General features: G+C 65.5%; 21 protein-coding genes, 12 tRNA genes and 1 other RNA gene. 7 read left to right on the forward strand and 27 right to left on the reverse strand.

The window, feature by feature from the left end; all coding sequences use genetic code 11:
- Window positions 1-141 precede the first annotated feature (141 nt).
- Complete coding sequence (locus AC5P5R_RS13850) at window positions 142-459, reverse strand: DMT family transporter (RefSeq protein WP_005408286.1); 318 nt, start codon at window positions 457-459, stop codon at window positions 142-144.
- Between the two features lie 300 nt (window positions 460-759).
- Between AC5P5R_RS13850 and ffs the strand changes: the two genes are divergently transcribed.
- Window positions 760-856: signal recognition particle sRNA small type (gene ffs / locus AC5P5R_RS13855), an RNA gene on the forward strand.
- Between the two features lie 78 nt (window positions 857-934).
- On the opposite strand, the gene AC5P5R_RS13860 is transcribed toward ffs, so the two are convergent.
- Genes AC5P5R_RS13860 through AC5P5R_RS13870 form a run of 3 tightly spaced genes read right to left on the reverse strand, consistent with a single transcriptional unit; the run spans window position 935 to window position 2,837 of the window.
- The gene (locus AC5P5R_RS13860; protein ID WP_049459828.1) at window positions 935-1,324 is read right to left on the reverse strand and encodes a nuclear transport factor 2 family protein; all 390 of its coding nucleotides are present in this window, start codon (window positions 1,322-1,324) and stop codon (window positions 935-937) included.
- A complete protein-coding gene (locus tag AC5P5R_RS13865) occupies window positions 1,321-2,088 on the reverse strand; it encodes an MBL fold metallo-hydrolase (protein ID WP_005408284.1) in 768 nt (255 codons plus the stop codon). Before AC5P5R_RS13865 ends, AC5P5R_RS13860 begins: the two co-directional genes overlap by 4 nt.
- Entirely contained in the window at window positions 2,088-2,837 is a 750-nt protein-coding gene (locus AC5P5R_RS13870) for a 3-deoxy-D-manno-octulosonic acid kinase (protein ID WP_012479275.1), read from the reverse strand. The genes AC5P5R_RS13865 and AC5P5R_RS13870 overlap by 1 nt, the downstream gene beginning before the upstream one ends.
- A 20-nt stretch (window positions 2,838-2,857) precedes the next feature.
- Between AC5P5R_RS13870 and AC5P5R_RS13875 the strand changes: the two genes are divergently transcribed.
- Window positions 2,858-3,904: a glycosyltransferase family 9 protein gene (locus tag AC5P5R_RS13875; protein WP_012479274.1), complete on the forward strand. Its 1,047-nt coding sequence runs from the start codon at window positions 2,858-2,860 to the stop codon at window positions 3,902-3,904.
- Between the two features lie 78 nt (window positions 3,905-3,982).
- Here the strand turns inward: AC5P5R_RS13875 and AC5P5R_RS13880 are convergent, their stop codons facing one another.
- Window positions 3,983-4,387 (reverse strand): DUF6165 family protein, encoded by a 405-nt coding sequence (locus tag AC5P5R_RS13880; protein ID WP_060380025.1) that lies wholly within the window; start codon window positions 4,385-4,387, stop codon window positions 3,983-3,985.
- 290 nt (window positions 4,388-4,677) lie between these two features.
- Between AC5P5R_RS13880 and AC5P5R_RS13885 the strand changes: the two genes are divergently transcribed.
- Window positions 4,678-7,692 carry an autotransporter outer membrane beta-barrel domain-containing protein gene (locus AC5P5R_RS13885; protein WP_100438900.1) on the forward strand — a complete coding sequence of 1,005 codons (3,015 nt, stop codon included), beginning with the start codon at window positions 4,678-4,680 and terminating at the stop codon, window positions 7,690-7,692.
- A 420-nt stretch (window positions 7,693-8,112) separates the two neighbouring features.
- On the opposite strand, the gene AC5P5R_RS13890 is transcribed toward AC5P5R_RS13885, so the two are convergent.
- Window positions 8,113-8,203 (reverse strand) — tRNA-Ser (locus tag AC5P5R_RS13890).
- Between the two features lie 165 nt (window positions 8,204-8,368).
- Here AC5P5R_RS13890 and AC5P5R_RS13895 point away from each other — a divergent pair.
- Window positions 8,369-9,073: a PP2C family protein-serine/threonine phosphatase gene (locus AC5P5R_RS13895; RefSeq protein WP_005408277.1), complete on the forward strand. Its 705-nt coding sequence runs from the start codon at window positions 8,369-8,371 to the stop codon at window positions 9,071-9,073.
- Between the two features lie 111 nt (window positions 9,074-9,184).
- Here the strand turns inward: AC5P5R_RS13895 and dnaQ are convergent, their stop codons facing one another.
- The 3 genes from dnaQ to AC5P5R_RS13910 are packed head-to-tail and all read right to left on the reverse strand — an operon-like array spanning window position 9,185 to window position 11,037.
- A complete protein-coding gene (gene dnaQ / locus AC5P5R_RS13900; RefSeq protein ID WP_005408276.1) occupies window positions 9,185-9,916 on the reverse strand; it encodes a DNA polymerase III subunit epsilon in 732 nt (243 codons plus the stop codon).
- 4 nt (window positions 9,917-9,920) lie between these two features.
- Window positions 9,921-10,373, reverse strand: a complete 453-nt coding sequence (rnhA, locus tag AC5P5R_RS13905; protein ID WP_005408275.1) for a ribonuclease HI — start codon at window positions 10,371-10,373, stop codon at window positions 9,921-9,923.
- A gap of 13 nt (window positions 10,374-10,386) precedes the next feature.
- Complete coding sequence (locus AC5P5R_RS13910) at window positions 10,387-11,037, reverse strand: class I SAM-dependent methyltransferase (RefSeq protein WP_049459830.1); 651 nt, start codon at window positions 11,035-11,037, stop codon at window positions 10,387-10,389.
- Between the two features lie 11 nt (window positions 11,038-11,048).
- Here AC5P5R_RS13910 and gloB point away from each other — a divergent pair, with 11 nt between their 5' ends.
- Complete coding sequence (gene gloB / locus AC5P5R_RS13915) at window positions 11,049-11,813, forward strand: hydroxyacylglutathione hydrolase (protein ID WP_005412427.1); 765 nt, start codon at window positions 11,049-11,051, stop codon at window positions 11,811-11,813.
- Window positions 11,810-13,009: a lytic transglycosylase domain-containing protein gene (locus AC5P5R_RS13920; protein WP_329751592.1), complete on the forward strand. Its 1,200-nt coding sequence runs from the start codon at window positions 11,810-11,812 to the stop codon at window positions 13,007-13,009. Before gloB ends, AC5P5R_RS13920 begins: the two co-directional genes overlap by 4 nt.
- A 214-nt stretch (window positions 13,010-13,223) precedes the next feature.
- On the opposite strand, the gene AC5P5R_RS13925 is transcribed toward AC5P5R_RS13920, so the two are convergent.
- The 18 genes from AC5P5R_RS13925 to AC5P5R_RS14010 all read right to left on the reverse strand — a co-directional run bounded on the left by AC5P5R_RS13925 (window position 13,224) and on the right by AC5P5R_RS14010 (window position 24,388).
- On the reverse strand, window positions 13,224-15,179 hold the full coding sequence (locus AC5P5R_RS13925; RefSeq protein WP_049459832.1) for a peptidyl-prolyl cis-trans isomerase: 1,956 nt from the start codon (window positions 15,177-15,179) through the stop codon (window positions 13,224-13,226).
- Window positions 15,180-15,325: 146 nt separating this feature from the next.
- Window positions 15,326-15,402: transfer RNA gene (locus AC5P5R_RS13930), tRNA-Asp, on the reverse strand.
- Between the two features lie 106 nt (window positions 15,403-15,508).
- A tRNA-Asp gene (locus AC5P5R_RS13935) sits at window positions 15,509-15,585 on the reverse strand.
- An 85-nt stretch (window positions 15,586-15,670) separates the two neighbouring features.
- A tRNA-Asp gene (locus tag AC5P5R_RS13940) sits at window positions 15,671-15,747 on the reverse strand.
- Window positions 15,748-15,832: 85 nt separating this feature from the next.
- Window positions 15,833-15,909: transfer RNA gene (locus AC5P5R_RS13945), tRNA-Asp, on the reverse strand.
- A 26-nt stretch (window positions 15,910-15,935) separates the two neighbouring features.
- Window positions 15,936-16,010 (reverse strand) — tRNA-Val (locus AC5P5R_RS13950).
- 11 nt (window positions 16,011-16,021) lie between these two features.
- On the reverse strand, window positions 16,022-16,294 hold the full coding sequence (locus AC5P5R_RS13955; RefSeq protein ID WP_005408270.1) for an HU family DNA-binding protein: 273 nt from the start codon (window positions 16,292-16,294) through the stop codon (window positions 16,022-16,024).
- Between the two features lie 217 nt (window positions 16,295-16,511).
- Window positions 16,512-18,959 carry an endopeptidase La gene (lon, locus tag AC5P5R_RS13960; protein WP_049460497.1) on the reverse strand — a complete coding sequence of 816 codons (2,448 nt, stop codon included), beginning with the start codon at window positions 18,957-18,959 and terminating at the stop codon, window positions 16,512-16,514.
- Between the two features lie 143 nt (window positions 18,960-19,102).
- On the reverse strand, window positions 19,103-20,392 hold the full coding sequence (gene clpX / locus AC5P5R_RS13965) for an ATP-dependent Clp protease ATP-binding subunit ClpX (RefSeq protein WP_004154600.1): 1,290 nt from the start codon (window positions 20,390-20,392) through the stop codon (window positions 19,103-19,105).
- A gap of 126 nt (window positions 20,393-20,518) precedes the next feature.
- Window positions 20,519-21,145 (reverse strand): ATP-dependent Clp endopeptidase proteolytic subunit ClpP, encoded by a 627-nt coding sequence (gene clpP, locus AC5P5R_RS13970; protein ID WP_004146318.1) that lies wholly within the window; start codon window positions 21,143-21,145, stop codon window positions 20,519-20,521.
- Between the two features lie 76 nt (window positions 21,146-21,221).
- A complete protein-coding gene (gene tig / locus AC5P5R_RS13975) occupies window positions 21,222-22,517 on the reverse strand; it encodes a trigger factor (RefSeq protein ID WP_012479267.1) in 1,296 nt (431 codons plus the stop codon).
- A 190-nt stretch (window positions 22,518-22,707) separates the two neighbouring features.
- A tRNA-Leu gene (locus AC5P5R_RS13980) sits at window positions 22,708-22,792 on the reverse strand.
- 137 nt (window positions 22,793-22,929) lie between these two features.
- Window positions 22,930-23,298: a hypothetical protein gene (locus AC5P5R_RS13985; protein WP_012479266.1), complete on the reverse strand. Its 369-nt coding sequence runs from the start codon at window positions 23,296-23,298 to the stop codon at window positions 22,930-22,932.
- Window positions 23,299-23,518: 220 nt separating this feature from the next.
- Window positions 23,519-23,594: transfer RNA gene (locus tag AC5P5R_RS13990), tRNA-Lys, on the reverse strand.
- Between the two features lie 196 nt (window positions 23,595-23,790).
- Window positions 23,791-23,866, reverse strand: a tRNA-Lys gene (locus tag AC5P5R_RS13995).
- A 79-nt stretch (window positions 23,867-23,945) separates the two neighbouring features.
- Window positions 23,946-24,022 (reverse strand) — tRNA-His (locus AC5P5R_RS14000).
- A gap of 173 nt (window positions 24,023-24,195) precedes the next feature.
- Window positions 24,196-24,272, reverse strand: a tRNA-Arg gene (locus AC5P5R_RS14005).
- Window positions 24,273-24,311: 39 nt separating this feature from the next.
- A tRNA-Pro gene (locus AC5P5R_RS14010) sits at window positions 24,312-24,388 on the reverse strand.
- A 180-nt stretch (window positions 24,389-24,568) separates the two neighbouring features.
- Between AC5P5R_RS14010 and AC5P5R_RS14015 the strand changes: the two genes are divergently transcribed.
- On the forward strand, window positions 24,569-25,327 hold the full coding sequence (locus AC5P5R_RS14015) for a Bax inhibitor-1/YccA family protein (RefSeq protein WP_012479265.1): 759 nt from the start codon (window positions 24,569-24,571) through the stop codon (window positions 25,325-25,327).
- The last annotated feature ends 53 nt before the right edge of the window (window positions 25,328-25,380 follow it).

The raw sequence follows: 25,380 nt of genomic DNA on the forward strand, positions 1-25,380 counted from the left end.
CCGTCGGTGCCAGTGGCATGTGAATCACGCTCGTTATTTTCATGACGTACGTCAAATAAAACGGGCGGACAAAATGGTCTTGCCGAAAATGCATATACCTGCTGGAAGCGGAGATTCCTTTCCCCGCCATAAGTAAATCATTCAGCTGCTCGAGAGTTTCATCAGCACCAGGCCGGAAACGATCAGCACCGCTGCACCGATCCGCATCGGGCTGACCTGCTCGCCGAGGAACACGATGCCAACCACGAACGCACCGACCGCGCCGATGCCGGTCCAGATCGTATAGGCGGTGCCCAGCGGCAGGCTGCGCATGGCCACCGCCAGCAACCAGAAGCTGGCGATCATGCCGACGATCGTGACCACGGTGGGGGTGAGCTTGGTGAAGCCTTCGGACTGCTTCATGGACACGGCCCAGACGATTTCCAGCAGGCCGGCGAACAACAGATAGATCCAGGCCATGACGGCCCTCCTCTTGGTAGGGCCAGGCCGTCCTGGTCTTTGATTCCCGATGTGGGGGAGGCCGTTCCTCCTGGCCGGCATTCTAGCAACGGCGGGTGGCCCGGGCCGCCATGGGCGGGAACGGGTTACAGCGGATTCAGCGCGTGAAGCTGGCGTCGATGCACCTGCCTGCGCTAGACTACGCGTCTGCCATCGGCCAGCCGATGCGCAGTCCGGCTGTGGTCTCTGGCGCATCGCGCGCTGCTTCCCCTGGTCCGTGAACTGGCTGCCCTCCGGGCGGCCGACGTCTCTATGGTGGCCCCGTCGGCCCCTCGCGACGCTAGGTCGAAAACCCCGCCAGGGCCGGAAGGCAGCAACGGTATCGATCGACGCGGGCGCCGAGGTCAGCCGGCGGGGCCATCGCCTTTTCCGGCGACGCCCCGCCCCTGGCAGGTGCCACCCCTGGTTGGCGCCCTTCGCCGGACATGGCCCGGTCCTACCGTGCCTCGGGCGTGCCCTGGTGGAACAGCATGCGCCATCCATCCCCGTGCCGGCGCCACAGCGAGCTGCGCAGCACCCAGCCTTGCGGCTGGCCGTCGAGGTAATGGCGGCTGCGATAACGCACCTGGGCCAGACCGTCGGCCAACAACCACACCGCGTACTGTTCCGATTCGATCAGCACCTGCGCGCGCTCCAACGGGATCTCCTGCAAGGCTGCATCACGGCCGTAGCATTGCCCGGAACTGCCGATCTCGCTGAAATCCTCGTCCAGCAATGCGTCAAGGCGCTCAGGATCGGCCCGCACCGCAGGCGCATGCAGCGCGCGCTCCAGCACCTCCAGTCCGGCGGCCAGCGCCGCGTCGGCGGGCTGGCCGGCACCGCTCACGGCGGATCCTGCGCCAGCACGTGCGGTGCAGTCGGGGTTGCCAGCGGCACGCACTGCCCCGGCTGCGCCACGCGGTGGCCGCGCGCGGCCAGCGCCACACCATCAGCCACGCTGGCGTAGTGGTAGAGCATCATCCGCGCCTGCAGTTCCGCGCTGTACTCGCGCTCCAGGTCGTCCACACCGGTATGCGACGGATTGCCGTGCAGGCCGCAGTCGTGGGCGATCAGTTCGTTGTCATTGGCGAAGCGGGCCAGCATCTCCGGAATCGGCCGGGTATCACCACTCCAGGTCAGCGCGCCCTGCAGGCGCAGGCCGTACGCCGTCTCCGGCCAGTGGTGGCGTACCGGGAATACTTCCAGGCGCACGCCCTCGTGCCAGAACGCCTCGCCCACCACGATCAACTGGAACGCATCCCAGAAGTTGGCACCGCCCTCGGCCAGCACGTTCGGGTAGTCACCGATGCGCTTGTGCAGCAGCGGCACCACGGTGGCAGGCACATACAGGCGCACCTTGCCGCGGCGCTGCGTGCTGAAGAAGGTATCGACGAACAGCCGCTCGAAACCGGCCACGTGATCCAGGTGTACATGGGTGACGAACAGTGCCTGCGGCATGTGCCCGTAGTGCGCCTTGAACGCGGTCAGGCCTTCGCCGCCGCAGTCGATCGTCAGCCACGGCCGCCCGTCCCGCTCGATCACCGACATCGGCGACCCCAGCTCGACCGCCGACGCGTTGCCGACGCCGAGGAAACGCAACGACCAGCCCATCAGGTGCCCCGGTTCCAGGCCATGTCATAGGCGCGCCTCAGCCGCGCGTAGTCCTTCTGCACGTCCTCCACGCTGCGCTCGCCGCGCAGCTTGATCAGCGAGCGCAGCAGGCGCTTGAGGTTGCGTTCGCGCCAGGCGGTGGCCGGAATGCGGATCACCCCACGGTCGAAGTCGATCAGCCAGCCATGGCCGTTGCCATCAAACAGGATGTTGTGCGCGTTGAGGTCGGCATGGTCCAGGCCGGCACGGTGGAAGCGGGCGATCAGCCGCCCGGTCTCTTCCCAGGGCGCGCCCCGTCCGGCGACCAGCGCACGGTCGGCCAGCGAGCGCACGCCCTCGATCCGCTCCATCAGGATTGCCGCCCGGTAGCGCAGGCCTTCGCGCATGTAGTACGCGGCGATCGGCCGGGGCACCGGCAGCTTCTTCTCGCGCAGGGCGCGCATCAGGCGGAATTCGGCAAAGCTCCGGGTCCGGTCCGACCCGCGCCAGAGGTACTGGTCATGGCTGATCTTCGCTGCCAGGCCGCCGCGCAGGTAGTGGCGCAGCACGCTGGCGCCGAACGGCGCATCGATGAACCAGGCGCTGCCGCGGCCGCCCTCGCCGACCGGCCGGGCCTTGCTGCCCCAGTGCTGGGGCGAGAACAGGCCAACCTCGGCTTGCCGCAGCCGCTCGCGGTCGAACAGAATGGCCCCGATGCCGCGACCCTCGCGGCATGGCGTCAGCGCTTCATTGGCGTCGAATGCGACCATTTCATTGAGTCTAACAACACATGGCATCAGCGTCCTCCTCCTTGTGCCTCCTGCGCCTGTCCGCACTCGGCGATGTCACCCACGTGGTGCCCCTGGTGCGCACCCTGCAGGCTGCGCGTCCGGACACGCCGATCCACTGGATCATCGACAAGGTCGGCCACAAACTGCTCGATGGCCTGCCCGGCGTCACTTTCCACGCCTACGACAAGAAGAGCGGCATGGCAGGTGTCAAGGAGCTGCGCAAACAGCTGCCACCGGGGCGTTTTGAAGCGCTGCTGCAGATGCAGGTGGCGTTCCGCGCCAACCTGCTGTCGGCGTTCATTCCCGCCGAGCGCCGCATCGGCTACGACCGCAGCCGTTCCAAGGACCTGCACGGGCTCTTCATCAACGAGCGCATTCCCGACCGCCCCGGCGTCCATGTGCTGGATGCCATCGGCAGCTTCTGCGAGCCGCTGGGCCTGCGCCAGACCGAGGTCAGCTGGGACCTGGCCGTGCCCCAGTCCGCATATGACTGGGCCGCTGCGCAATGGCAGGACGATGGGCGCCCGGTGCTGATGATCTCGCCCTGTTCCAGCCACGTGCGCCGCAACTGGTATGCAGACCGCTATGCAGCCGTGGCCAACCACGCCGCGCAGCGTGGTTGGCAGGTGGTGCTGTGCGGTGGCCGCAGCGAACTGGAGCGCAGCATGGCCGATGCCATCCAGGCACAACTGCTCACGCCGGCGCTGGACCTGGTCGGGAAGGACACGTTGAAGCAGCTGCCTGCCCTGCTTGCCCGCGCCAACCTGGTGATGACTCCGGACTCGGGCCCGATGCACATCGCCAACGCGATGGGCGCCAAGGTGCTGGGCCTGCATGCGGCCAGCAACCCGAACCGCAGCGGACCGTACTCGGACCGCCGCTACTGCGTGGACCGCTACGACGACGCCGCACGCAAGTACCTGGCCAAGCAGGCCGCCGATCTGAAATGGGGCACCAAGATCGAGTTCGACGATGTGATGGAACTGATCACTGTCGAAGACGGCATCGCGGCTTTCGAGCGTTACGTGGCCGATCATCTGGGGTGATGGGCCGGCCGGGCGTTGGCCTGCGCCCTGCGGTTTCATCCACGCGTGGCGTGGACCTCCCCCTTTTGGCCGCCGGGATTACGCGCGCTGCGCGTAATCCTGGTAGGACTTCTCTTCCACGTACGCCGAGCCCAGCGCCAGGTTAATCGCCTTCTTGATGCGCGCACGCTCGTCGTTGCGCAGGTAGACGCTGCGCGCCAGGTCGACGAAGCCCTGGTCGAACGCCTGCGCCTTTTCCTTCAGGCGGATGTCGTCCTCGATGTCCCACAGCTGCTCGTTGACCGCCTTCAGCTCGGCACGCAGCTTGGCGATGTCCTTCACCGCCGTCGGGTGCGCCATCCAGGTCTGCTCCAGCGCCGACAGCTCCCTGCGCACGTTGGCCAGCTTGCCCTCGTCGCTGATGCGCTCGGACTTGATCTGCAGGATCGAGATCTTGTCCAGCAGCTCGCCGAAGGACACGGGGACAAGGATTTCAGCGCTCATGGGGGAAGGCTCCAGCAGGTGATGCATACATGGTAACCCGCGCGGCGCAAACGCTGCGCCCGGCGCCTGCATGGTCAGCCTAGCGCGATGACTGGGGGAGAACCCCCCGCAGCTGCGTTAGCGGTCTGGAGAGGCGGCCTGTCGCCCTCCTCGCCCGGCCAGTCCAACGGCCGAGCGCGCGCGACCCGCCCTGCCCAGACTGCAACGTGTTGAAACCACGCCGCATCAGCGTGTTCATGCAGCGAAAAAGGGGCGGCAACCGCACTTCACTCCTTTCCGTGGAACTCCGCATGCATCGATATCCCGCCCTCCCCACCCGTCGCGCCACCGTCCTCGGCAGTGCCCTTGTTGCAGCACTTCTCGGCATGGCTGCCTCGCCGCAGGTCCATGCCAGTGCCTTCCACGTGAATGGAGACACGCTCTACTACACCGGCAACGTACTGGCGACCGATCCGCAGACGCTGGAGGCCTACATCCTGGCCGCGCAGGCCCGGGGTACGCCGCTCCGCCAGGTGGTGTTCCGCAACTCGCCGGGCGGGGCCGCCTCCGGTGGCGTGGGCATGGGTGCCATCATCCGCCAGCACGGGCTGGATACCGTACTGGACGGCGGCTGCTACTCGGCCTGCGCCGACGCCTTCGTTGCCGGCGTGAAGCGCAAGGTCACGCAGTTCGGCCTGCTGCCGGCGCACGGCAACTACACGCAGACGGTGCTGGGCATCCATGGCGAATCCGGCCCGAACGGTCCTACCCCCTACCCGGGGCAGGACAAGTACATCAAGTATTACCGGGACATGTTCGGCCCGACCGACTTCGCGGTCATCGAAGCGCGCATCGTCCAGGCGCACTATGAACTGACCCAGCAGTCGGGCTTCCTGCGCTACTTCGACCCGAACGTGGCGGCCGTGGCCACGCGCTTCTGCCCGACCCGCGACCAGAGCGCGGCAGGCAACTGCACCGCGTATCCCGGTGTCACCTTCTACAGTGATCGCGTCGTTACCGAAGCCGGTTACGTCCAGCCTGGCGACGTGCTTTCCGTCGACAAGGAAGTGAGCGGAGACCTCAATCCGAACCTGGCCGTGCGCGGGCGCTACACCAATGCGCTGGCCAACCTGCGCTACTTCCAGCAGTCGGCCCCGGACATCCGGCTGGACGACGCCTTCGGTGTGATCCGCATCGGCAAGGGCGGTGTCTGGTCACTGGGTACCGCCTCCGCCGCCCAGTATGTGGTGGCCGATGGCGGCACCCTGCGCCTGCAGCAGAATGGCTGGATCCACCACGCCGAAGCCATCGGCGCCCGCAATGGCGGGCGCATCGAGCTGCAGCAGGGCGCACTGCGCAGCCTGACCGTGGTCGAACGCGGCGGCGTGCTGACCGGACACGGTTCATTGAATGCCACGATCGACATCAACGAGGGCGGAACGCTCGCGCCCTCCGGCATCGTCATGCGCCCCTACTCGCTGGAAGCACTCGCGCCGGGTGGCGACGACGTGTTCACCAGCGAACGCTTCCGGATCGGCAAGGGGCGCTACATCAACCTCAATGACGGTGCGAACCTGGCCTTCCAGGTCGACAGCCAGCGCACCGCACCGGCACTGACGCTGGAAGAAGCTCGCTACTTCCTGGTCGAAGAGGACCGGCGGTCCGGTGACTACAACCTGTACGGCAACATCAACCGCGCCGTGCTGAGCATTGCCCCCAGCGCCAGGCTGACGCTGGACATCAAGCAGGCGTTCTTCCCGGCAGGCCAGCAGAACCATCTGGTCGGAACCCAGGTGGATTCCAGCGCCCTGCAGCTGCCCGTCGCCCCCTGCGGCCCGTCGAACGGTGAGTACGCCGGCTTGTGGTGCCGCACCGCTACGCCCGATACCCTGACCCGCGCAGCGCCGGTGTCGGACTTCATCGAAGGACGCTTCCAGTACGTCGAGCGCAGTGGCGAGGCCGGCAGCGCGGTGGATCTCACCGCTCCCGGCGCGGTGTTCCGCCCTCGCCACAATTCACTGCTCAGCTTCACCGTCAACCAGACCGGCAGTGGCCTGTGGCTGACCGCCAATCCCTCCTTCGACGACACACGCTTGTTCGGCAACGCCGCATCCGGCGACGGTCTGGGCATCGCATTGCAACAGGCCGCTGCGCAGCGCACCTCCTCGATGAGCGGACTGCTGGGTGCCCTGCAGTTCGCTGACCGCGATGACATCGCGCGCCAGGCGGGAGCATTGCGCGGCGACGGGCATGCCAGCCTGCGCCTGGCCGATTCCGCACTGGTCGGCAGCATCGGCAACGTCGTGCAGCAGCACCAGGCAGCATCACGCAGCGGTGGCGATGCGGACGGCCTGGCTGCACAGGCCGCACAGACGGCCTCGGCACAATCTGCGATGACCGGCAATCGCCTGTTCAACCAGCTGGCGATGCACCTGGTCGCACCGGCAGATGCGGGCAGTGATGCGAGCGACGCCGGACACAACCGCAGCTTCTGGGCGCGCGGGTTCGGCAGCCACGGCCGTATCGAGGGTGGTGCGGGCATCGCCGGCCTGAACCACACCATCGGCGGCATCGCGCTTGGTGCCGATACCCGCCTGGCAGACGACCGCGTGACACTGGGCGTGAGCCTTGCCGCGGCCGACATGTCGACCCGGTCCGGCGAAGGTGCAGGATTCAGCGGCGATGTCCGCGCGCTGGATATCGGCGGCTACGTGGACGCGCTCTATTCGCGTGGCTACCTGTCCGCCGCCGTCCGCTACACCGATCTTCGCCACGACACCCGTCGCAGCATCGAGGGGATCGAGGGCCTGCAGGCACCGCTGCGTGCGAAGTACAGCAACGACGCGATTTCCGCGCGCGTGGAGCATGCGTTCTCGTTCACCACCGGCAACGGCCTGGTGATACAGCCGCTGCTGCCGGTGATCGACTACATGCGCACCTCGGCCACGCACTTCAACGAAGGCCAGGACGCAGCCGCACTCATCGGCCGCAGTGGCAGCCTGGAAAGCATCCGCGTAGGCGCCGGCCTGCAGTTGTTCAAGACCTTCGACGGCAACAACGGCGAGCGCATCACCCCGCGGGCCCGCGTGGTCTGGCAGAAGGAGCTGGGCGATACCCAGGCCCGCTACAGCAACGGCTTCGCCGCCGCCCCGGACCTGCTGTTCAGTGCCAGCAGCCAGCCCGTCGGTGAGCAGGTCCTGACCTGTAACCTGGGCGTGACCAGCCGTGCCAGCAAGCGCCTGTCGGTGATGGTTGATTACGTGGGCGAGCGGCGCGACGGCCAGACCCAGAACGGCATACAGCTGGGGCTGGGCTACACGTTCTGAGCACACGCCATTCGCACAGGGCATGGATCCCCGCCCTGTGCGAATGGCCTTGCCTTCCACGCCGTGCGTGGATGCACCCAGCGGGCAACGAGCGGCGCAACGTGTGGGGGGACGCGCGAAACGCGCGTCGCGTTCCCGCGCCAGATGGAAGAAGAAAGGCTGCCTTTCGGCAGCCCTCTCCAGTCGAGGGGATGATCACCGAACTCATCCAAGCAATGACTTGCATCCGCCACACAGGGAATCGCCGGGTGAAACAAGCCCCTCTGTTGAGGGGCTGCCCCGACAGGGGCGGGGAGAGGCAGGCAAAGGGAGGGGCCCACGCGTTGCCACGCAACGTGTGGGGCGACGCGCGAAACGCGCGTCGTGTCCCGCGCCAGATAAAAGAAAAGGGCTGCCTTTCGGCAGCCCTTTTCTTTTATCTGGCGGAGAGGGGGGGATTCGAACCCCCGAGGCGCTATAAACGCCTGCCTGATTTCGAGTCAGGTACATTCAACCACTCTGCCACCTCTCCGGGTGGTCCCCGGCGGACCGGGGACGCGCATCATACGAGGAAGTGAGGCCGACGACAAGTCATTCCGGCCAACGAACTGAAAATTTCCTGGGCACATGCCTTGCCGGATGCCTGCGGCCACCCGATGATGCCTGTCTCCCCCGGCAATACCCCGCCCTGCCTACCATGATCGAATTCGGACACCTCACCCACCCCGGCATGCGCCGCGAGCTCAACGAGGACACCTACTACGGTGACAGCGAGCTGGCCCTGTGGCTGGTGGCCGACGGCATGGGCGGGCATGCCTGCGGCGAAGTGGCCAGTGCACTGGCACGCGAAACCATCGTGCGCGAGATCCGCCGCGGAGCACCGCTGGCACAGGCCATCCGCACTGCCGACGAAGAGATCATCCGCGCCTCGCGCCGGCGCAACGACACGTTGCCGATGGGCACCACCGTGGTCGCCGCGCGTGTGCAGGGCAACCGCTATGAAGTGGCCTGGGTCGGCGACAGCCGCGCCTACCTGTGGCGCGACGGTCAGCTGGCGCAGCTCAGCCAGGACCACAGCGTGGTGCAGGAACTGGTCGCGCAGGGCAACCTGACCGCCGAACAGGCACGCGCGCATCCGCATCGCAACGTGGTCACCCAGGCACTGGGCGTGACCGATCCAGCCCACCTGAACGTGGCCACCACCAGTGGTGAGCTGCGTCCGGGCATGCAGCTGCTGCTGTGCAGTGACGGTCTCACCGAGGAAGTGGATGACCGCGGCATCGCCCGCACCCTGGCATTCGAAGATGCCAGCGCGCAGGAATGCGTGGATACGCTGGTCGCCGCCGCACTCGATGGCGGTGGCCGTGACAACATCAGCGTGATCCTGGTGCGCTGCCATTAACCGGTAGAGCCACGCCGTGCGTGGAGGCGGTAGTGCCGGCCGCTGGCCGGCTCACCCGGGGAACCTCGTATCAGGACGATGCCGGCCAGCGGCCGGCACTACCTCGATGTATTACGCGCTGGCGGGCTCTTCCACCTTCGGGCCATCCCACAGTGCGTGGCCGGCCTTCTTGCGCAGCCGTTCCAGCCGCGCAGCGTGCGCTTCCAGTTCCGACGGCGTAGCCACCACGCGCGGACGCGGCAGCAGCTTGCTGGTATCGAAAGCCTGCAACGCCGCGCCGGCGCCGCCGCCATCGTCATCGCCCAGGCCGAAGCCGATCTCTTCCTGGCCCGAGGTCAGTGCGATATAGACATCGCCCAGGATCTGCGCATCGAGCAGGCCGCCGTGCAGCGCACGGTGCGAGTTGTCCACGCCCAGCCGCTTGCACAGCGCATCCAGCGAGTTGCGCTGGCCCGGGAAGCGCTCACGCGCCATCGCCAGGGTATCGATGACCGTGCAGCGGTCGGCGATCTTTCCGTACTGCGGCCCCAGCAGCGACAACTCGTTGTCGAGGAAGCCAAGGTCGAACGCCGCGTTGTGGATGATCAGCTCGGCGCCATCGATGAACGCCAGGAACTCATCGGCGATCTGCGCGAATTCAGGCTTGTCATCGAGGAACTCCAGGGTCAGGCCGGTGACTTCCTGCGCGCCCTGTTCGAACTCGCAGTCCGGCTTGATGTACTGGTGGTAGTTGTTGCCGGTCGGGCGGCGCTTGAACAGCTCCACGCAGCCGATTTCGACGATGCGGTTGCCCTTCTTCCACTCCAGGCCGGTGGTTTCGGTATCGAGGATGATCTGACGCATGGGCTCAGTTTACCGGGCTGGCGTCGCGGATCTGGATCGCCGCGTTGCGGGCCAGGGTATCCACCCGCTCATTGTCCGGGTCGCCGGAGTGGCCCTTCACCCAACGCCAGTCGATCTGGTGCCGCAGCGTGGCCGCGTGCAGGCGCTCCCACAGCTCGCGGTTCTTCACCGGATCACCGCCAGCGGTCTTCCAGTTCTTGCGGATCCAGCCGGGCATCCACTGGGTCAGGCCCTGCCGCACGTACTGCGAGTCGGTGTAGAGCACGATGTTGCACGGCTCGGTCAGCGTCTCCAGCCCGGAAATGGCCGCCATCAGCTCCATCCGGTTGTTGGTGGTGTGCGCTTCACCGCCACTGAGCTCGCGCTCGTGGCCCTTGTAGCGCAGCAACGCAGCCCAGCCGCCGGGGCCGGGATTGCCGAGGCAGGATCCGTCGGTGTGGATTTCGATGGTTTTCAATACAGCTCCAGAATCAGGTAGCAACGGTGCCGTGCCAGCGCACCGGCAGCGGTTTCGGCCCGGGCAGGGCCAGCGTGCGTTTCTCCGCATGGAACAGGCAGGCCGCGCGCAATGGCGCCCAGCCCCCCGGGCGACGGCTGCCGGCACCGCGCCAGAGCGGGCCGAGGTAGCGCATATCGTCGCACTCCAGGCCATGGCGGCCGAGCAGCAGGCGGATCCGCTGCGGCGTACGCACCACCAGCCCATGCTGCCGCCAGTGCGTGCGGTAGGGGCTGAACGGATTGAGGCTGCTCAGCCACAGATGGCCGCCCGGCATCAATACGCGCTCGCACTCGTCGAGCAGCAGGTCGGCATCGCCGGTGGTGACATGCTGCAGCACGATCGCATTGACGCTCTCGTTGGCCAGGGGCAAGGGCAGCCCGCAGCGGGTATCGCCGTCATAGTCCGGCCCCGCTCCCTGCCGGTACAGGCGCAGGCCGCGCCCACCCAGCTGCGCATCCTCCAGCCAGGCCGCACTCGGCGCGATCCACAGCCAGGGCTGCGCGGGCAGCGCCGACAGCTGCGGAAGCAGCAACTGCCGTTCCAGAACGCGCAGCGCCGCCGCCGGCTCACTGTCGAACCACGGGGTCTGGCTCGCTTGACGGGTGCTCTGCAGCGCGGGCATGGTCCAATTCTATGCGACTGACTGCCCTGCCCGCATTTGCGGATAACTACATCTGGACGCTGATCGCCGACGATGGCACTGCCGTGGTCGTCGACCCCGGCGATGCCGCGCCAGTGCTCGCACTGGCCGATCAGGGCCTGCGCGTGGACACGATCCTGCTCACCCACCACCACGACGACCACATCGGTGGCGTGCCCGCACTGCAGGCTCGTTTTCCCGGTGTACGGGTCATCGCGCCGGTCGAAGAGCGCATCCCCACGGCCACCGAACGGGTCGGCGAAGGTGAACGCGTTCAGGCACTGGGCCGGACGTTCCACGTACTATCCGTGCCCGGGCATACCCGCAGCCACATCGCGTTTCACACTGCTGAACATCTTTTCAGCGGAGATTCGTTGTTCAGCCTGGGCTGTGGACGTCTGTTCGAAGGTACGCCGTCCCAGCTGCTGGCATCGATGCGCAAGCTGGGTACCTTGCCCGCGCAACTGCTGCTTTGTTGCGCCCACGAGTACACCGTGTCAAATGCCGTCTTCGCGCGGCATGTCGACCCCGCCAACGCTGCCCTGTGGCAGCGCCAAGAGGAGGCTTTGGCCATGCGCCGCGATGACCGTTCCACCCTGCCGGTAACCCTGGCCAACGAATTCGACTGCAATCCCTTCCTGCGTGTGCACGCTGCACCGATCCGTGCGTCGGTCTCGGCACACCTGGGCCGTGACGTCGTTGACGACGTCGACGTGATGGCCGGCCTCCGGCACTGGAAAGACGGCTTCCGCGCATGATGCGCCGAAGTCTGCCGCTGGCCCTGGGCCTTGTCCTGGGGCTGGCCGGAACTGCGGGCGCACAGTCGCTGGGCGCCGGCATCAGCCAGAACCTGACCGCTGCCGCGGCCCTGCCGCTGGATCCGGCTGCGCTGCCCGCCGCTTCGGTGCGCAACGGCCAGGAGATCTTCACCAGCTTCCGCGACGGCTTGGCCGAACCCAGCTGCGACGCCGAGGCCACCAGCCCGCGCTGGCAGCAGCAGTTCGCCCACGCCCCCTCGCGCCTGGCCAACCAGGATGACGATGCACTGGTGCTGTTCGGCTACGTGGTCGAAGAGCTGCGCAAGGCCGACCTGCCCACCGAGTTCGCGCTGATTCCCTTCGTGGAAAGCGGCTACCGGCCCAATGCCCGCAATGGCAGCGGCCCGACCGGCCTGTGGCAGTTCATCGCCACCACCGCGCGCAACCATCGCGTGCCGATGACCAACGGCTATGACGGCCGCCTGTCGGCGGTCGATTCGACCCAGGCCGCAGTGCGCTACCTGAAGACCCTGCACGGCATGTTCGGCGGCGACTGGCGCCTGGCCACGATGGCCTACAACGCCGGCGAGTACCGCGTGCTGCAGTCCATGCGCAAGGCTGGCATGAACGCGCAGAACGCCAAGCCTTCAGCGCTGCCCGGCCTGTCGCCGGTCACCCATGCCTACGTCGAGAAGCTGCATGCCCTGGCCTGCGTGCTGGAAGACGTGGAAGACCAGCCTGGCGTGATGGCCTCGCTGGACCGCACCGTGCCGGTGCTGAAGGACCACACCCTGCCTGCGGGCACCAGCGTGCAGCAGTGGGCCGCACAGCGCGCCCTGGACCCTGCCAGGATCGCCCGCCTCAACCCGGCCCTGGCCTCCGGTGGCCGCCCCTCGGGTACCACCCGCGTGCTGGCGCCGGTCTCGGCCGCATATGCGACGGTAGCGGAGGCAGCGACCGCGCTGGTCGCCACCACCGCACCGGTGGCGGCCGCTGTACCGACGCCGCAGGTCACCAGAACCGTCGCCGCGATCGCCGACCGCCCGCGCAGCCGCCGCCACACCGTGCGTGATGGCGAGTCGGCCTGGACCATCGCCCGCCGCTACGGCATGCCGGTAAAGGCCCTGCTGTCGCTGAACGGCCTGAGCGGCAGCAGCGTGCTGAAGCCTGGCGCGGTGCTGCGCGTCGAGGATTGACGCACAGGCCAAGCGCGCCTCCCGTATAGAGCCGAGCCCATGCTCGGCTTTTTCATGCCTGCGCCCAGCGGATGCAGTCGAGCACGGCTCGACTTTACAAAAGGCGGTCGAGCAAGCTCGACCACTACCAGAGGCCAAGCGCGCCACAAACGACGCGAAGACAAAAAAAGGCCCGGCATTGCCGGGCCTTCTTCGATCCTGCCCGCCGCGAGGCTTACAGGTTCGCTTCGGTGGTCTGGATCACGAACTTCTTGCGCATCGCCTCGACATAGGCCTTGGCCGCAGCCATGCCATCGATCTGGCTCAGCTGGTCCTTCAGCTGCTTCTGCTGCTCGGGGGTCACTTCCTTCACGTCGCCCGGGTTCACCTTGTTCACCGCGAACAGCAACGCATGGCCGTTGACATCGACCTTGCCGTAGCTCGGCTTGCCATCGGCCGGCACCGGCGCGCTGAAGATCGCGCGGTTGATTTCCGGGGTCGGCACCGGCTGGCTGCGCGGCAGGCCGGGCATCGGGCTCAGCTGCAGCTTCTCGCTGGCCGCCAGCGACTGCAGGGTGGCGCCCGCCTTCAGCTTGGCCAGCACGGCATCGGCCGCCTTGTCGCTGGCCTGGCGCTGACGGTCGGCACGGATCGCGGCGATCACCTGCTCGCGCGCCTTGTCCAGCGGCATGGCCTGTTCCGGGGTGTGCGCGGCCACGCGGATGACCACACTGTGGTTGGTCGCACCGCCCAGCGCAATCGGGTCGCTGGCGGTCCCGTCCTGCACCAGCACGTCAGAGAAAGCGGCACGCAGCACGCCCGGATCAGCGGCGATGCCACTGGCGGTGGCACGGGTGATCGGGCCCAGCGTCTGCAGCGGCAGGTTCACTTCCTTGGCCGCGGCAGCCAGATCGCTCGGGCTCTTGTTGATGGCGTCGACCAGACGGCCGGCCAGTTCGTTGAAGCCGCGCTCGCCGTCGGCCTTCAGCTGCTCGGCAGCCAGCGTGTCACGCACTTCCTCGAAGGACTTGCCCTGGCCGCCACGGACCGCAGCAACCTTGATGATGTGATAGCCGAACTCGGTCTTGACCGGACCAATCACGTCACCGGCCTTGGCAGCGAACAGCGCATCTTCGAACGGCTTGACCATCGCGCCGCGTTCGACCCAACCCAGGTCACCACCCTGGCCCTTCGAACCCGGGTCTTCCGAGTTGGCCTTGGCCAGTGCAGCGAAGTCGGCGCCGGCAGCCTTGGCTTCGGCGGCAATCTTGTTCGCCTTGGCTTCGGCACCGTCGCCGGTAATCAGGATATGCGAGGCCTGGCGCTGCTCCGGCGTGGTGAACTTCGCCTTCTCGTCTTCATAGCGCTTGCGCAGGGTGGCTTCGTCGGCGGCGGTCGGTGCCGGCAGGTTCGCACCATTGATCTCGACGTACTCGAGCGAAACGCTCTCGGCCTGGCGGAAGTCCTTGCCATGGCTGTCGTACCACTGCTTGATCTGCGCGTCGGTCACCGGCGCGGTATCGGCCGGCACTTCCGGCAGCGCGGCCAGTTCGACATCGCGGGTCTCGCCCAGCAGCTTCAGCAGGCGCTCGGTCTCGGACTGGGTAACGAAGCCCGAGTTCTGCAGGCCCGACGGAATCACCGACTGCTGCAGGCTCTCACGCACCAGTTCCTGGAACTGGGTCGGCGTGCGCGGCGGATTGCCACCGGCAAGCGCCAGGCGGTAGTTGTTCTCGTTGAACTTGCCGTTCGAATCGAGGAAGGCCGGGATGGTGGCGATGTACTCGCGCACCGCGCCATCGCCGATCACGACACCGGCCTGCTCGCCGACCAGGCGCACGACCTGTTCGTCGATCAGCTGATCGAGCACGGCCAGCTTGTTTTCAGTGCTTTCAAACGCGCGCGGGTCGAAGTTCTCGCCCTGCTGCTGGCGCTCACGCATGCGCTCCTGCTCGAAGCGGGTGCGGAAATCCTGCGCGCTGATCTCATGGTGCTGCCACAGCATGCGCACCGGCCACCACGACGGTGCCGAACGCCACCAGGTCGGCGGCGCGGAAACCTTGGCCACGTTCTGTGCGCCAACGCCACCGAGGTAGCTGTTGTCGATCACGAACAGGAACGGAATCATCAGCAGCCCCAGGATCACGGTGACGATCCAGCCTGAGGTCTTGTCGCGGAGTTTCTGCAGCATGGTGAGGAATCACAAGGCCTGATTGGCGAGCCCGGCAGTGTAACCCGCTTCGTCGCAGGGACCAAAAGCAGCACCGGCGTGGCCTGCGCACCGCTTCCGACGGCACAAAGAAAAAGCCCCCGGCTTGCGCCGAGGGCTTTTAGAGTTGGCGGAGCGGACGGGACTCGAACCCGCGACCTCCGGCGTGACAGGCCAGCATTCTAACCAGCTGAACTACCGCTCCGCGCTGAAACTTTGCAGGCGCCCAGTATATCCGAAGACTCCCTGGAAACCCAGCCCGGTGAACACTTTTTTCAAAGTTTTTTCACAGGGACTTAAGAATTCTGCAATGGCGGAGCGGACGGGACTCGAACCCGCGACCTCCGGCGTGACAGGCCAGCATTCTAACCAGCTGAACTACCGCTCCGTTCTTGCAAAACCTTTCGCCTTCTTCCCGAACCTTCCGGGGAGAAGACAAGGCCCCCGGCTTCAGGCCGGGGGCCTCGATGTAGTGGCGGAGCGGACGGGACTCGAACCCGCGACCTCCGGCGTGACAGGCCAGCATTCTAACCAGCTGAACTACCGCTCCGCATTGTTGCTTTTTTTTGCTTTCCAGCCGGCCTGGACCGGGAAGAAAACAAAGCCTCCAGCTTTTGGCCGGAGGCCTCGTTGAATGGCGGAGCGGACGGGACTCGAACCCGCGACCTCCGGCGTGACAGGCCAGCATTCTAACCAGCTGAACTACCGCTCCACACTCAAACTTTTACCGCGGTGCTGTGGTGGGTGCTGAGGGTTTCGAACCCCCGACCCTCTCCGTGTAAAGGAGACGCTCTACCGCTGAGCTAAGCACCCCAGCGAGCCGCTTAGTTTACAGCATCCTTCAGGGCCTTGCCAGCCTTGAACGACGGATTCTTCGAAGCAGCGATCTTGATGGTGTCGCCGGTCTTCGGGTTGCGGCCGGTGCGCGCAGCACGGTCGCGGACCTGGAAGGTACCGAAGCCAACCAGGGTGACCGCATCGCCGTCCTTCAGCGCCTTGGTGATGGCAGCAACGACGGCATCGACAGCGCGGCTGGACTCGGCCTTGGTCAGGTCGGCAGCTTCAGCAACGGCATCGATCAATTCGGTCTTGTTCATTCTCTACAACTCCTTTGGCGGTGGGTTCCGCTTATTCGACAGGGAAGCAACCGCATGCCTTCTGCATGCGGCCACCATGTGGAAACGGTTCGCCGATTCAGTCATCGCTGACAGCGATCACTCATTCGCGAGTGCTGCTTTTATACCAGTGGCCCTACCCCCACGCAAGCTGGAAAGCCAGCAATGACGCGGGTTTCGGGCCATTGGACAGCGCGCGTCAATGCTTGACGCGCGCGCTTCCACTCGGTTTGGCCTTGCTGCGCACCGTGACACGCTGCGCACTCTTGCGCGCCTTCTTCGGTGCCAACGGACGCTCCAGCGCCAGGTCCAGGACCTCTTCGATGTACTTCACCGGGACGATCTTCAGATCGCGGGTGACGTTGGCCGGAATGTCGGCCAGGTCCTTGCGGTTCTCTTCCGGGATGATGACCGTGCGGATGCCGCCACGCAGTGCCGCCAGCAGCTTTTCCTTCAGGCCACCGATGGCGGTGACGCGACCACGCAGGGTGATCTCGCCGGTCATCGCCACATCGGCACGCACCGGCACCTTGGTCAGCATCGACACCAGCGAGGTGACCATTGCCGCACCGGCGCTCGGGCCGTCCTTCGGGGTGGCGCCATCGGGCACGTGCAGGTGCACGTCGTGCTTCTGCAGGAAGTCGCTGTCGATGCCGAAGCCGACCGCGCGCGAACGCACCACCGACAGCGCCGCTGAAGCCGATTCCTTCATCACGTTGCCGAGCTGGCCGGTCAGGATCAGCTGGCCCTTGCCCGGCACCAGCGTCGATTCGATCTGCAGCAGATCGCCGCCCACCTCGGTCCAGGCCAGGCCGGTGACCAGGCCGATCTCGTTCTCTTCCTCGGCACGGCCGAAGTCGAAGCGACGCACGCCCAGGTACTTGTCCAGGTTCTTGCTGGACACGCTCACCAGCGCCTTCTTCTTCGCGCCCTTCTTCGCCTTGGCCGGCTGCGGGCCGGCCAGCGCGATCTCCTTCACCACCTTGCGGCAGATCTTGGCGATCTCGCGTTCCAGGTTGCGCACGCCCGATTCGCGCGTGTAGTAGCGCACGATGTCCTGGATGGCATCGCTGCCGATCTCCAGCTCTTCCGGCTGCAGGCCGTTGGCCTTGACCTGCTTGGGCACCAGGTAGCGGGTGGCGATGTTGAGCTTCTCATCCTCGGTGTAGCCGGGGATGCGGATCACTTCCATGCGGTCCAGCAGCGGGCCGGGAATGTTGAGCGAGTTCGAGGTGGCCACGAACATCACTTCGGACAGGTCCAGGTCCACTTCCAGGTAATGGTCGTTGAACGCGTTGTTCTGCTCCGGGTCGAGCACTTCCAGCAGCGCCGAAGACGGATCGCCACGGAAGTCCATCGACATCTTGTCGATCTCGTCGAGCACGAACAGCGGGTTCTTGCTGCCGACCTTGTTGAGGTTCTGCACGATGCGGCCCGGCATCGAACCGACGTAGGTACGACGGTGGCCACGGATCTCGGCCTCGTCGCGCACGCCGCCCAGCGACATGCGCACGAACTTGCGGTTGGTGGCCTTGGCGATGGACTGGCCCAGCGAGGTCTTGCCCACGCCCGGCGGCCCGACCAGGCACAGGATCGGGCCCTTCATCTGCTTCACGCGCGACTGTACCGCCAGGTATTCAAGGATGCGTTCCTTGACCTTCTCCAGGCCGTAGTGATCGGCGTCGAGGGTGTCCTGCGCAGCCTTCAGGTCCTTGCGCACCTTGCTGCGCTTCTTCCACGGCACGCCCAGCAGCCACTCCAGGTAGTTGCGCACCACCGCGGCTTCGGCCGACATCGGCGACATCTGCTTGAGCTTGTTCAGTTCGTTGCGCGCCTTGGCTTCAACGGCCTTCGGCATGCCGGCTTCGGCGATCTTGCGGGCCAGCTCTTCCAGCTCGCCCGGTGCGTCGTCCAGGTCACCCAGTTCCTTCTGGATGGCCTTCATCTGTTCGTTGAGGTAGTACTCGCGCTGGCTCTTCTCCATCTGCGACTTCACGCGGCCGCGGATGCGCTTCTCCATCTGCTGCACGTCGATCTCGCCGTCGACCAGGCCGACCAGCATTTCCAGGCGGTCGCCCACGGCCAGCGTTTCCAGCAGGCGCTGCTTGTCGGCCAGGCGCACGCTGATGTGCGCGGCGATGGTGTCGGCCAGGCGCGCCGGCTCATCGATGCCCGACAACGTCTGCAACAGCTCCGGCGGCAGCTTGCGGTTGGTCTTGACGTACTGCTCGAACAGCGACATCAGCGAGCGGGCGATGGCCTCGACCTCGCGCGCTTCGCGCTCGTCAGTGGCCTCGATCTCCACCGCCTGGCCGTGCAGCGAGCCGTTGCGCTCGTCGACGTGGGTGACCTGTACGCGCGACAGTCCTTCGACCAGCACCTTGATGGTGCCGTCGGGCAGCTTCAGCAGCTGCAGCACCTGCGCCAGCGTACCGACCTGGTAGAGGTCGGCCGCATGCGGGTCGTCGGTTTCGGCCGACTTCTGCGCCAGCAGCAGGATGCGCTTGTCCGCCTCCATTGCCTGTTCGAGCGCGTGCATGGACTTGTCACGGCCGACGAACAGCGGGATGACCATGTGCGGGAACACCACTACGTCGCGCAGCGGCAGGACCGGCAGGTCGAGGGTTTCACTTGGGGAACGGGCCATGGGGGCTCCAGGGAAGGGGGAAAACCGCCTCCGGGAGGGCATCTTCCGGAGACAAAAAAAGCCGATGGCCCCGTTATGGGGCCATCGGCTTTCAGATGCAAGGCATTCCTTGAAAATCCTTTCCAATCAACAACCTGGAAGGATCACTCGGCGCCTGCGGCCTTCTGTTCAGGGGCCGCTGGGGTCTGGTAGATCAGGTACGGCTCTGACTTGTGCTCGATCACCGACTCGTCCACCACCACCTTGCTGACGTTTTCCTGCGACGGCAGGTCGTACATGGTGTCCAGCAGGACCGATTCGACGATGGTGCGCAGGCCGCGGGCACCGGTCTTGCGCTTGAGCGCCTTGCGGGCAATGGCCGACAACGCGTCCGGGCGGAACTCCAGCTCGACGTTCTCCATCTCGAACAGCTTCTTGAACTGCTTGGTGATGGCGTTCTTCGGCTCGGTCAGGATCTTGATCAGGGCCGGCTCGTCCAGCTCCTCCAGGGTCGCCACCACCGGCAGGCGGCCGACGAACTCGGGAATCAAGCCGAACTTGATCAGGTCTTCCGGCTCGACTTCGGCCAGCACCTTGCCCACTTCCTGCTTGCGCTCGCTGCTCTTCACCTTGGCGCCGAAGCCGATGCTGCCGACGTCGGTGGAACGGGCCTGGATCACCTTGTCCAGCCCGGCGAACGCGCCGCCGCAGATGAACAGGATGTTCTTGGTGTCCACCTGCAGGAATTCCTGCTGCGGGTGCTTGCGGCCGCCCTGCGGCGGAACGCTGGCCACGGTGCCTTCGATCAGCTTCAGCAGGGCCTGCTGCACGCCTTCGCCGGACACATCGCGGGTGATCGACGGGTTCTCGCTCTTGCGCGAGATCTTGTCGATTTCATCGATGTAGACGATGCCCTGCTGCGCCTTCTCGACGTCGTAGTCGCACTTCTGCAGCAGCTTCTGGATGATGTTCTCCACGTCCTCGCCCACGTAACCGGCTTCGGTCAGCGTGGTGGCGTCGGCCATGGTGAACGGCACGTTGAGCAGGCGGGCCAGGGTCTCGGCCAGCAGGGTCTTGCCCGAACCGGTCGGGCCGACCAGCAGGATGTTCGACTTCGCCAGTTCGACGTCATCGTTCTTCTGCCGGCTCTCGATGCGCTTGTAGTGGTTGTACACGGCCACGGCCAGGGTGCGCTTGGCGCGGTTCTGGCCGATCACGTACTGGTCGAGCACCTCGAGGATCTCGCGCGGCTTCGGCAGCGAACTGCGCGCCGACTGCGCCTTTTCCTCAAGCTCCTCGCGGATGATGTCGTTGCACAGCTCCACGCATTCATCACAGATGAACACGCTCGGACCCGCAATCAGCTTGCGCACTTCATGCTGGCTCTTGCCGCAGAAAGAGCAGTAGAGGATCTTGCCGGTGTCCGTGGAACGACCTTGGCGGTCTTCGCTCATGCTTCGCTTACCCAGTTACCCCACCCGCTGAACGGGGGTTCGATTCGAGAATAGCACAGGGCCGAGGGGACACCAGTCCCGCCCGACCCTGCAGGAACGAGGCCTCCATGGCCCCGTGAAGGCCGGTCAACCGGCCTGGATCGACTCATCCGGACGACGCTCCAGGACCTGGTCGACCAGACCGTAGGCCTGCGCCTCGAAGGCGCTCTTGAAGTTGTCGCGCTCGGTGTCGCGGGCGATCGTCTCCAGCGACTGGCCGGTGTGCTTGGCCAGCACCTCGTTCAGGCGCGAACGCAGGGTCAGGATCTCACGCGCGTGGATGTCGATGTCGGTGGCCTGGCCCTGGTAGCCACCCAGCGGCTGGTGGATCATCACGCGCGAGTTCGGCAGCGCATAGCGCTTGCCGGCTTCGCCCGCGGCCAGCAGCAGGGCACCCATCGAGGCAGCCTGGCCGATGCAGGTAGTGCTCACATTCGGCTTGATGTACTGCATGGTGTCGTAGATCGCCATGCCGGCGGTGACCACGCCACCCGGCGAGTTGATGTAGATGTTGATGTCCTTTTCCGGGTTTTCCGATTCCAGGAACAGCAACTGCGCCACCACCACGTTGGCCATGTGATCGTCGATCGGGCCCACGAGGAAGATCAGGCGCTCCTTCAACAGGCGCGAATAGATGTCGTAGGCACGCTCGCCGCGGCTGGTCTGCTCGACCACCATCGGAACCAGGTTCAGGGCTTTGGTTCGGTTGTCCATTACGTGAGGTACCTATCTTGGGGGGCAACAACCCCGCGCCGGCAAAGGCACGGGGCATCCGGTGATCCGCCCGGGCTTACTGGCGGATCGCGTCCTGGAACGACAGCTTCTCTTCGGTGTGCTGGGCACGCTCGGCGATCCAGTCGATCACCTGCTCTTCCATCACACGGTTCTGCAGGCCAGACATCAGCTGGGGGTCGTTGCGGTACATCTCAATGACCTGCTCCGGCTCTTCGTAGGTCGAAGCGATCAGACGCATCGTTTCGTTCAGGCGCTTGGCTTCCAGGCGCAGGTCGTTGATGCGGGCCACTTCACCGACCAGCAGGCCGACCAGCACGCGCTTGGCGGCCGCTTCCTTGAAGCCTTCGTGGGCATCGGCCGGGATCTCGCCGACGCTCTGGCCGTTGCGGCGGATCTGCTCGACCTGCTGGGCCAGCATGGCGCGGGCTTCGTTCTCGACCAGGCGCGGCGGCATTTCCACCGACGAATAGGCGGCGATCAGCTGCTCGCCCACTTCGCGGCGCAGGCGGTTCATCAGGGCGCCCTTCAGCTCGCGCTCCAGGTTGGCGCGGATGTCGCTGCGGAACTGCTCCACATCGCCACCCTTCACGCCAAAGCTCTTGATGAAGGCTTCGTCGACCGCCGGCACGACCGGCTCGGACACTTCGGCGACCTTGACGGTGACCTGCACGGTCTTGCCGGCCAGCACCGGCACGCGCCAGTCAGCCGGGAACTCGACGTCCAGGGTCTTCTCTTCGCCCTTGGCCAGGCCGACCAGGCCCTTTTCAATGGTCTCGAACATCATGCCCTGGCCGAGCACGATCGAACCCTTCTCGGTGCCTTCGGCCGGCAGGCGCTCTTCACCGGCCTGCGACCAGGTTTCCACCGCGACCAGGTCACCGTCCTGCGCGCCACGGCTGACCGGGGCCCAGGTACGACGCTGGTTCTGCAGGTTCTCGATCATCTGGTCGATGTCGGCGTCGGTGATCTCGGCGGTGTGGCGCACGACAGTCAGCTTGCTGACGTCGATGTCGCCGAAGTCCGGCACCACTTCCACGGTGGCCACGAAGGAGAATTCACCCTCGTCGCCCTTGTCGATGCGCGGGCTGCCGACGATGCGCAGATCGTGCTCGCGCACGGCCGCGTCGAAGGTTTCGCGCAGCAGGCCGTCCAGCGCCTCGCCACGGACCTGCGCGCCGAAGCGCTGCTCGATCACCTTGGCCGGCACCTTGCCCGGACGGAAACCCTTGATGCGGGTGGTACGGGCGATTTCGCCCAGGCGGCCGACGATGTGGCTCTGCAGACGGTCTTCCGGCAGCGAGAAGCTCAGGCGGCGTTCCAGGTTGCCGGTGGATTCGATCGAAGCTTGCATGTTGACTCCTGCCACCGGTGGCCCACGCCCCCGGCTCGATGATTGGGATGAAACGGTTGTAAGGACACGACGTCTGGGACGCGCCTGCTTGCCGCAGCCCTTTAGTTTCGCCCAATTCGGCCTGCACTGCCAGCGCGTGCCGGTCAAGGGGGGCAGCGGGGCCCGATCAGGGCGGGGGACAGGCCGGCACTGGTGCGAAAGGGGGGACTCGAACCCCCACGCCTTGCGGCACTGGAACCTAAATCCAGGGCGTCTACCAATTCCGCCACTTTCGCGTGGCCGGCACAGGCGTTCATTGTCGCAGGCGGGCGCAGGAAGCGGAAGGCCTGCACAAAGCTGAACATGGCCATCCTCGCGACTGGCGCGCGGGGACCGCCCCGGCGAGCGGCCGCTCAGCCGGGGCAGCGGTGGTTCAGTGCTGCGACCTGGCCTCGGCAGGCGCCGCATCGGCTCCCTGCCCGGCCGCAGGATCCACCTTGCGGATCTCCACGCCCCCGTCGTCGGTACGGCGCAGGGCCACCGACTCCGGCGTGGCCTTGCGCACATCCACCGAACCATCCGCATTGCGCTGCACGTCCACCGCGTCGGGCAGGACCTCCCCTTCCGCAGGCTGAGCCGGCTGCATCTGCAGGGCGTCACCGACCGGGCGCGCCGGAGTGCTCTCCGTGCCAGCATCGCGCTCGACGGTCTGCGCAGGATCATTGGCCGGCGCACAGGCAGCCAGCGCCATCAGCGCGAAGGGAACCCACAGCGTGCGGTGCAATCGATTGATACCAGCCATCAACATCTTCCTTCGTACATGCGCCATCGGCGCGGAAGATCCATTGGGTGCGATGCAGGACGCGATGCGCTGAGAAGCAGCGCACAGCATTGAAAACACTGATGACGCGTATGCCCCTGATTTCAGCATCGCTTCAGTAGATCCACGCCATGCGTGGATGAAGCGCAACCCGGCATACAGGCAAGAAAAAAGCCACTTGGCGAACCAAGTGGCTTTCGTCTGGTGGGCTGTCAAGGATTCGAACCTTGGACCTATTGATTAAGAGTCAACTGCTCTACCAACTGAGCTAACAGCCCGAAATCGGGGCGCGAATTATGACCCGATCCGCTCGGAGGGTGCAAGCACTTTCTTCAACATCGTTGAAACCAGCACTGCGATCCCGCTGCGTTGCAGATCCACGCCAGGCGGGGCCCTGCAACCTGTGATCCATCGAAACGAAAGGGTCACACTAATAAGAAAAAAGCCACCTGGCGTACCAGGTGGCTTCCGTCTTGGTGGGCCGTCAAGGATTCGAACCTTGGACCTATTGATTAAGAGTCAACTGCTCTACCAACTGAGCTAACGGCCCGTGAAACTCAGACGCACATTGTAGCGTGCTTTCTGTTTATTGCAATACCGTTTCGGCTGCGCCGATGCGGTTGAATCAGTGGGGTGGCTGAGGGGATTCGAACCCCCGACCACCGGAATCACAATCCGGTACTCTAACCAACTGAGCTACAGCCACCACTGAAACTTTCACTCCATCGCCGATACCGCTGACGCTGGAACCTCAAACCTTTGCCTGGAGACTGTCACCGAAGTTCCGGTCCGCCGAAGCGAGTCCGATATTCTGGTGGAGTCTTTACCCTTTTGCAAGCACTTCTTCACATCCGCCGATGCGATCCCGGTGCTCGCCGATGGCGCGCCCGACAGGAATCGAACCTGTAACCGCCGGCTTAGAAGGCCGGTGCTCTATCCAGTTGAGCTACGGGCGCCCGAACCGGAACGGTGTCCAATCCGACGTGATGTGGGATTGGTCGGGGTAGAGGGATTCGAACCCCCGACATCCTGCTCCCAAAGCAGGCGCGCTACCAGACTGCGCTATACCCCGGTCTTGCAATCCCCTCGGGCCGGGCCCGGGGAGTCGTTCATTGTGGCCAAGCACATCGCGAACTGTCAACGCAGGCGAGACCGGTCATGAACCTGCCACGGCGCCATGCGTGGTCATCGGCTATGCTCGCAGTCATCGGCCGGATGGCCGTCCCGACCTTCATTCGCACGGAGAACTCGCATGCGCAGCGGCAACCCGGCTCTTTCCGAGTCGACCTTCCTTGATCTCGCCAGCGGTTCGGTGGTGACCCACCCCGACCAGGTGATGACCCTCAACGGCACCGCCAACAAGACCGGCCTCCTGCTGCTGCTGACCGTGCTGACCGCAGCGTTCGCCTGGAGCCAGTCGGTCGACGAGTACGGCCAGATTTCCGGCAGCGCAAGCCTGTACGCCATCGGTGGCGCGATCGGTGGCCTGGTGCTGGCACTGATCACCATCTTCAAGAAGGAATGGTCGCCGGTGACCGCGCCGATGTACGCGCTGGTTGAAGGCCTGTTCCTGGGCGCCGTGTCTGCACTGTTCAACATGAAGTACCCGGGCATCGTGTTCCAGGCGGTGTTGCTGACCTTCGGCACCCTGGCCGCCCTGCTGTTCGCATACCGCAGCGGCGTGATCAAGGCCACCGAGAACTTCAAGATGGGCGTGGTCGCCGCCACCGGCGGTATCGCCCTGCTCTACCTGGCCTCGTTCGTGCTGGGCTTCTTCAACATCAACGTGCCGGTGATCCACGACGCCAGCTGGCTGGGCATCGCTTTCAGCCTGTTCGTGGTGGTCGTGGCCGCGCTGAACCTGGTGCTGGACTTCGACTTCATCGAAACCGGCGTGGCCCAGCGTGCGCCGAAGTACATGGAGTGGTATGGCGCATTCGGCCTGATGGTGACCCTGGTCTGGCTGTACGTGGAATTCCTGCGCCTGCTCTCGAAGATCCAGCAGCGCTGAGTCCAGCCACGCCGTAAACGACAGGCCGCGATCCGCAAGGGTCGCGGCTTTTT

The sequence above is a fragment of the Stenotrophomonas sp. YJH_SMC_19 genome, from assembly GCF_059367915.1.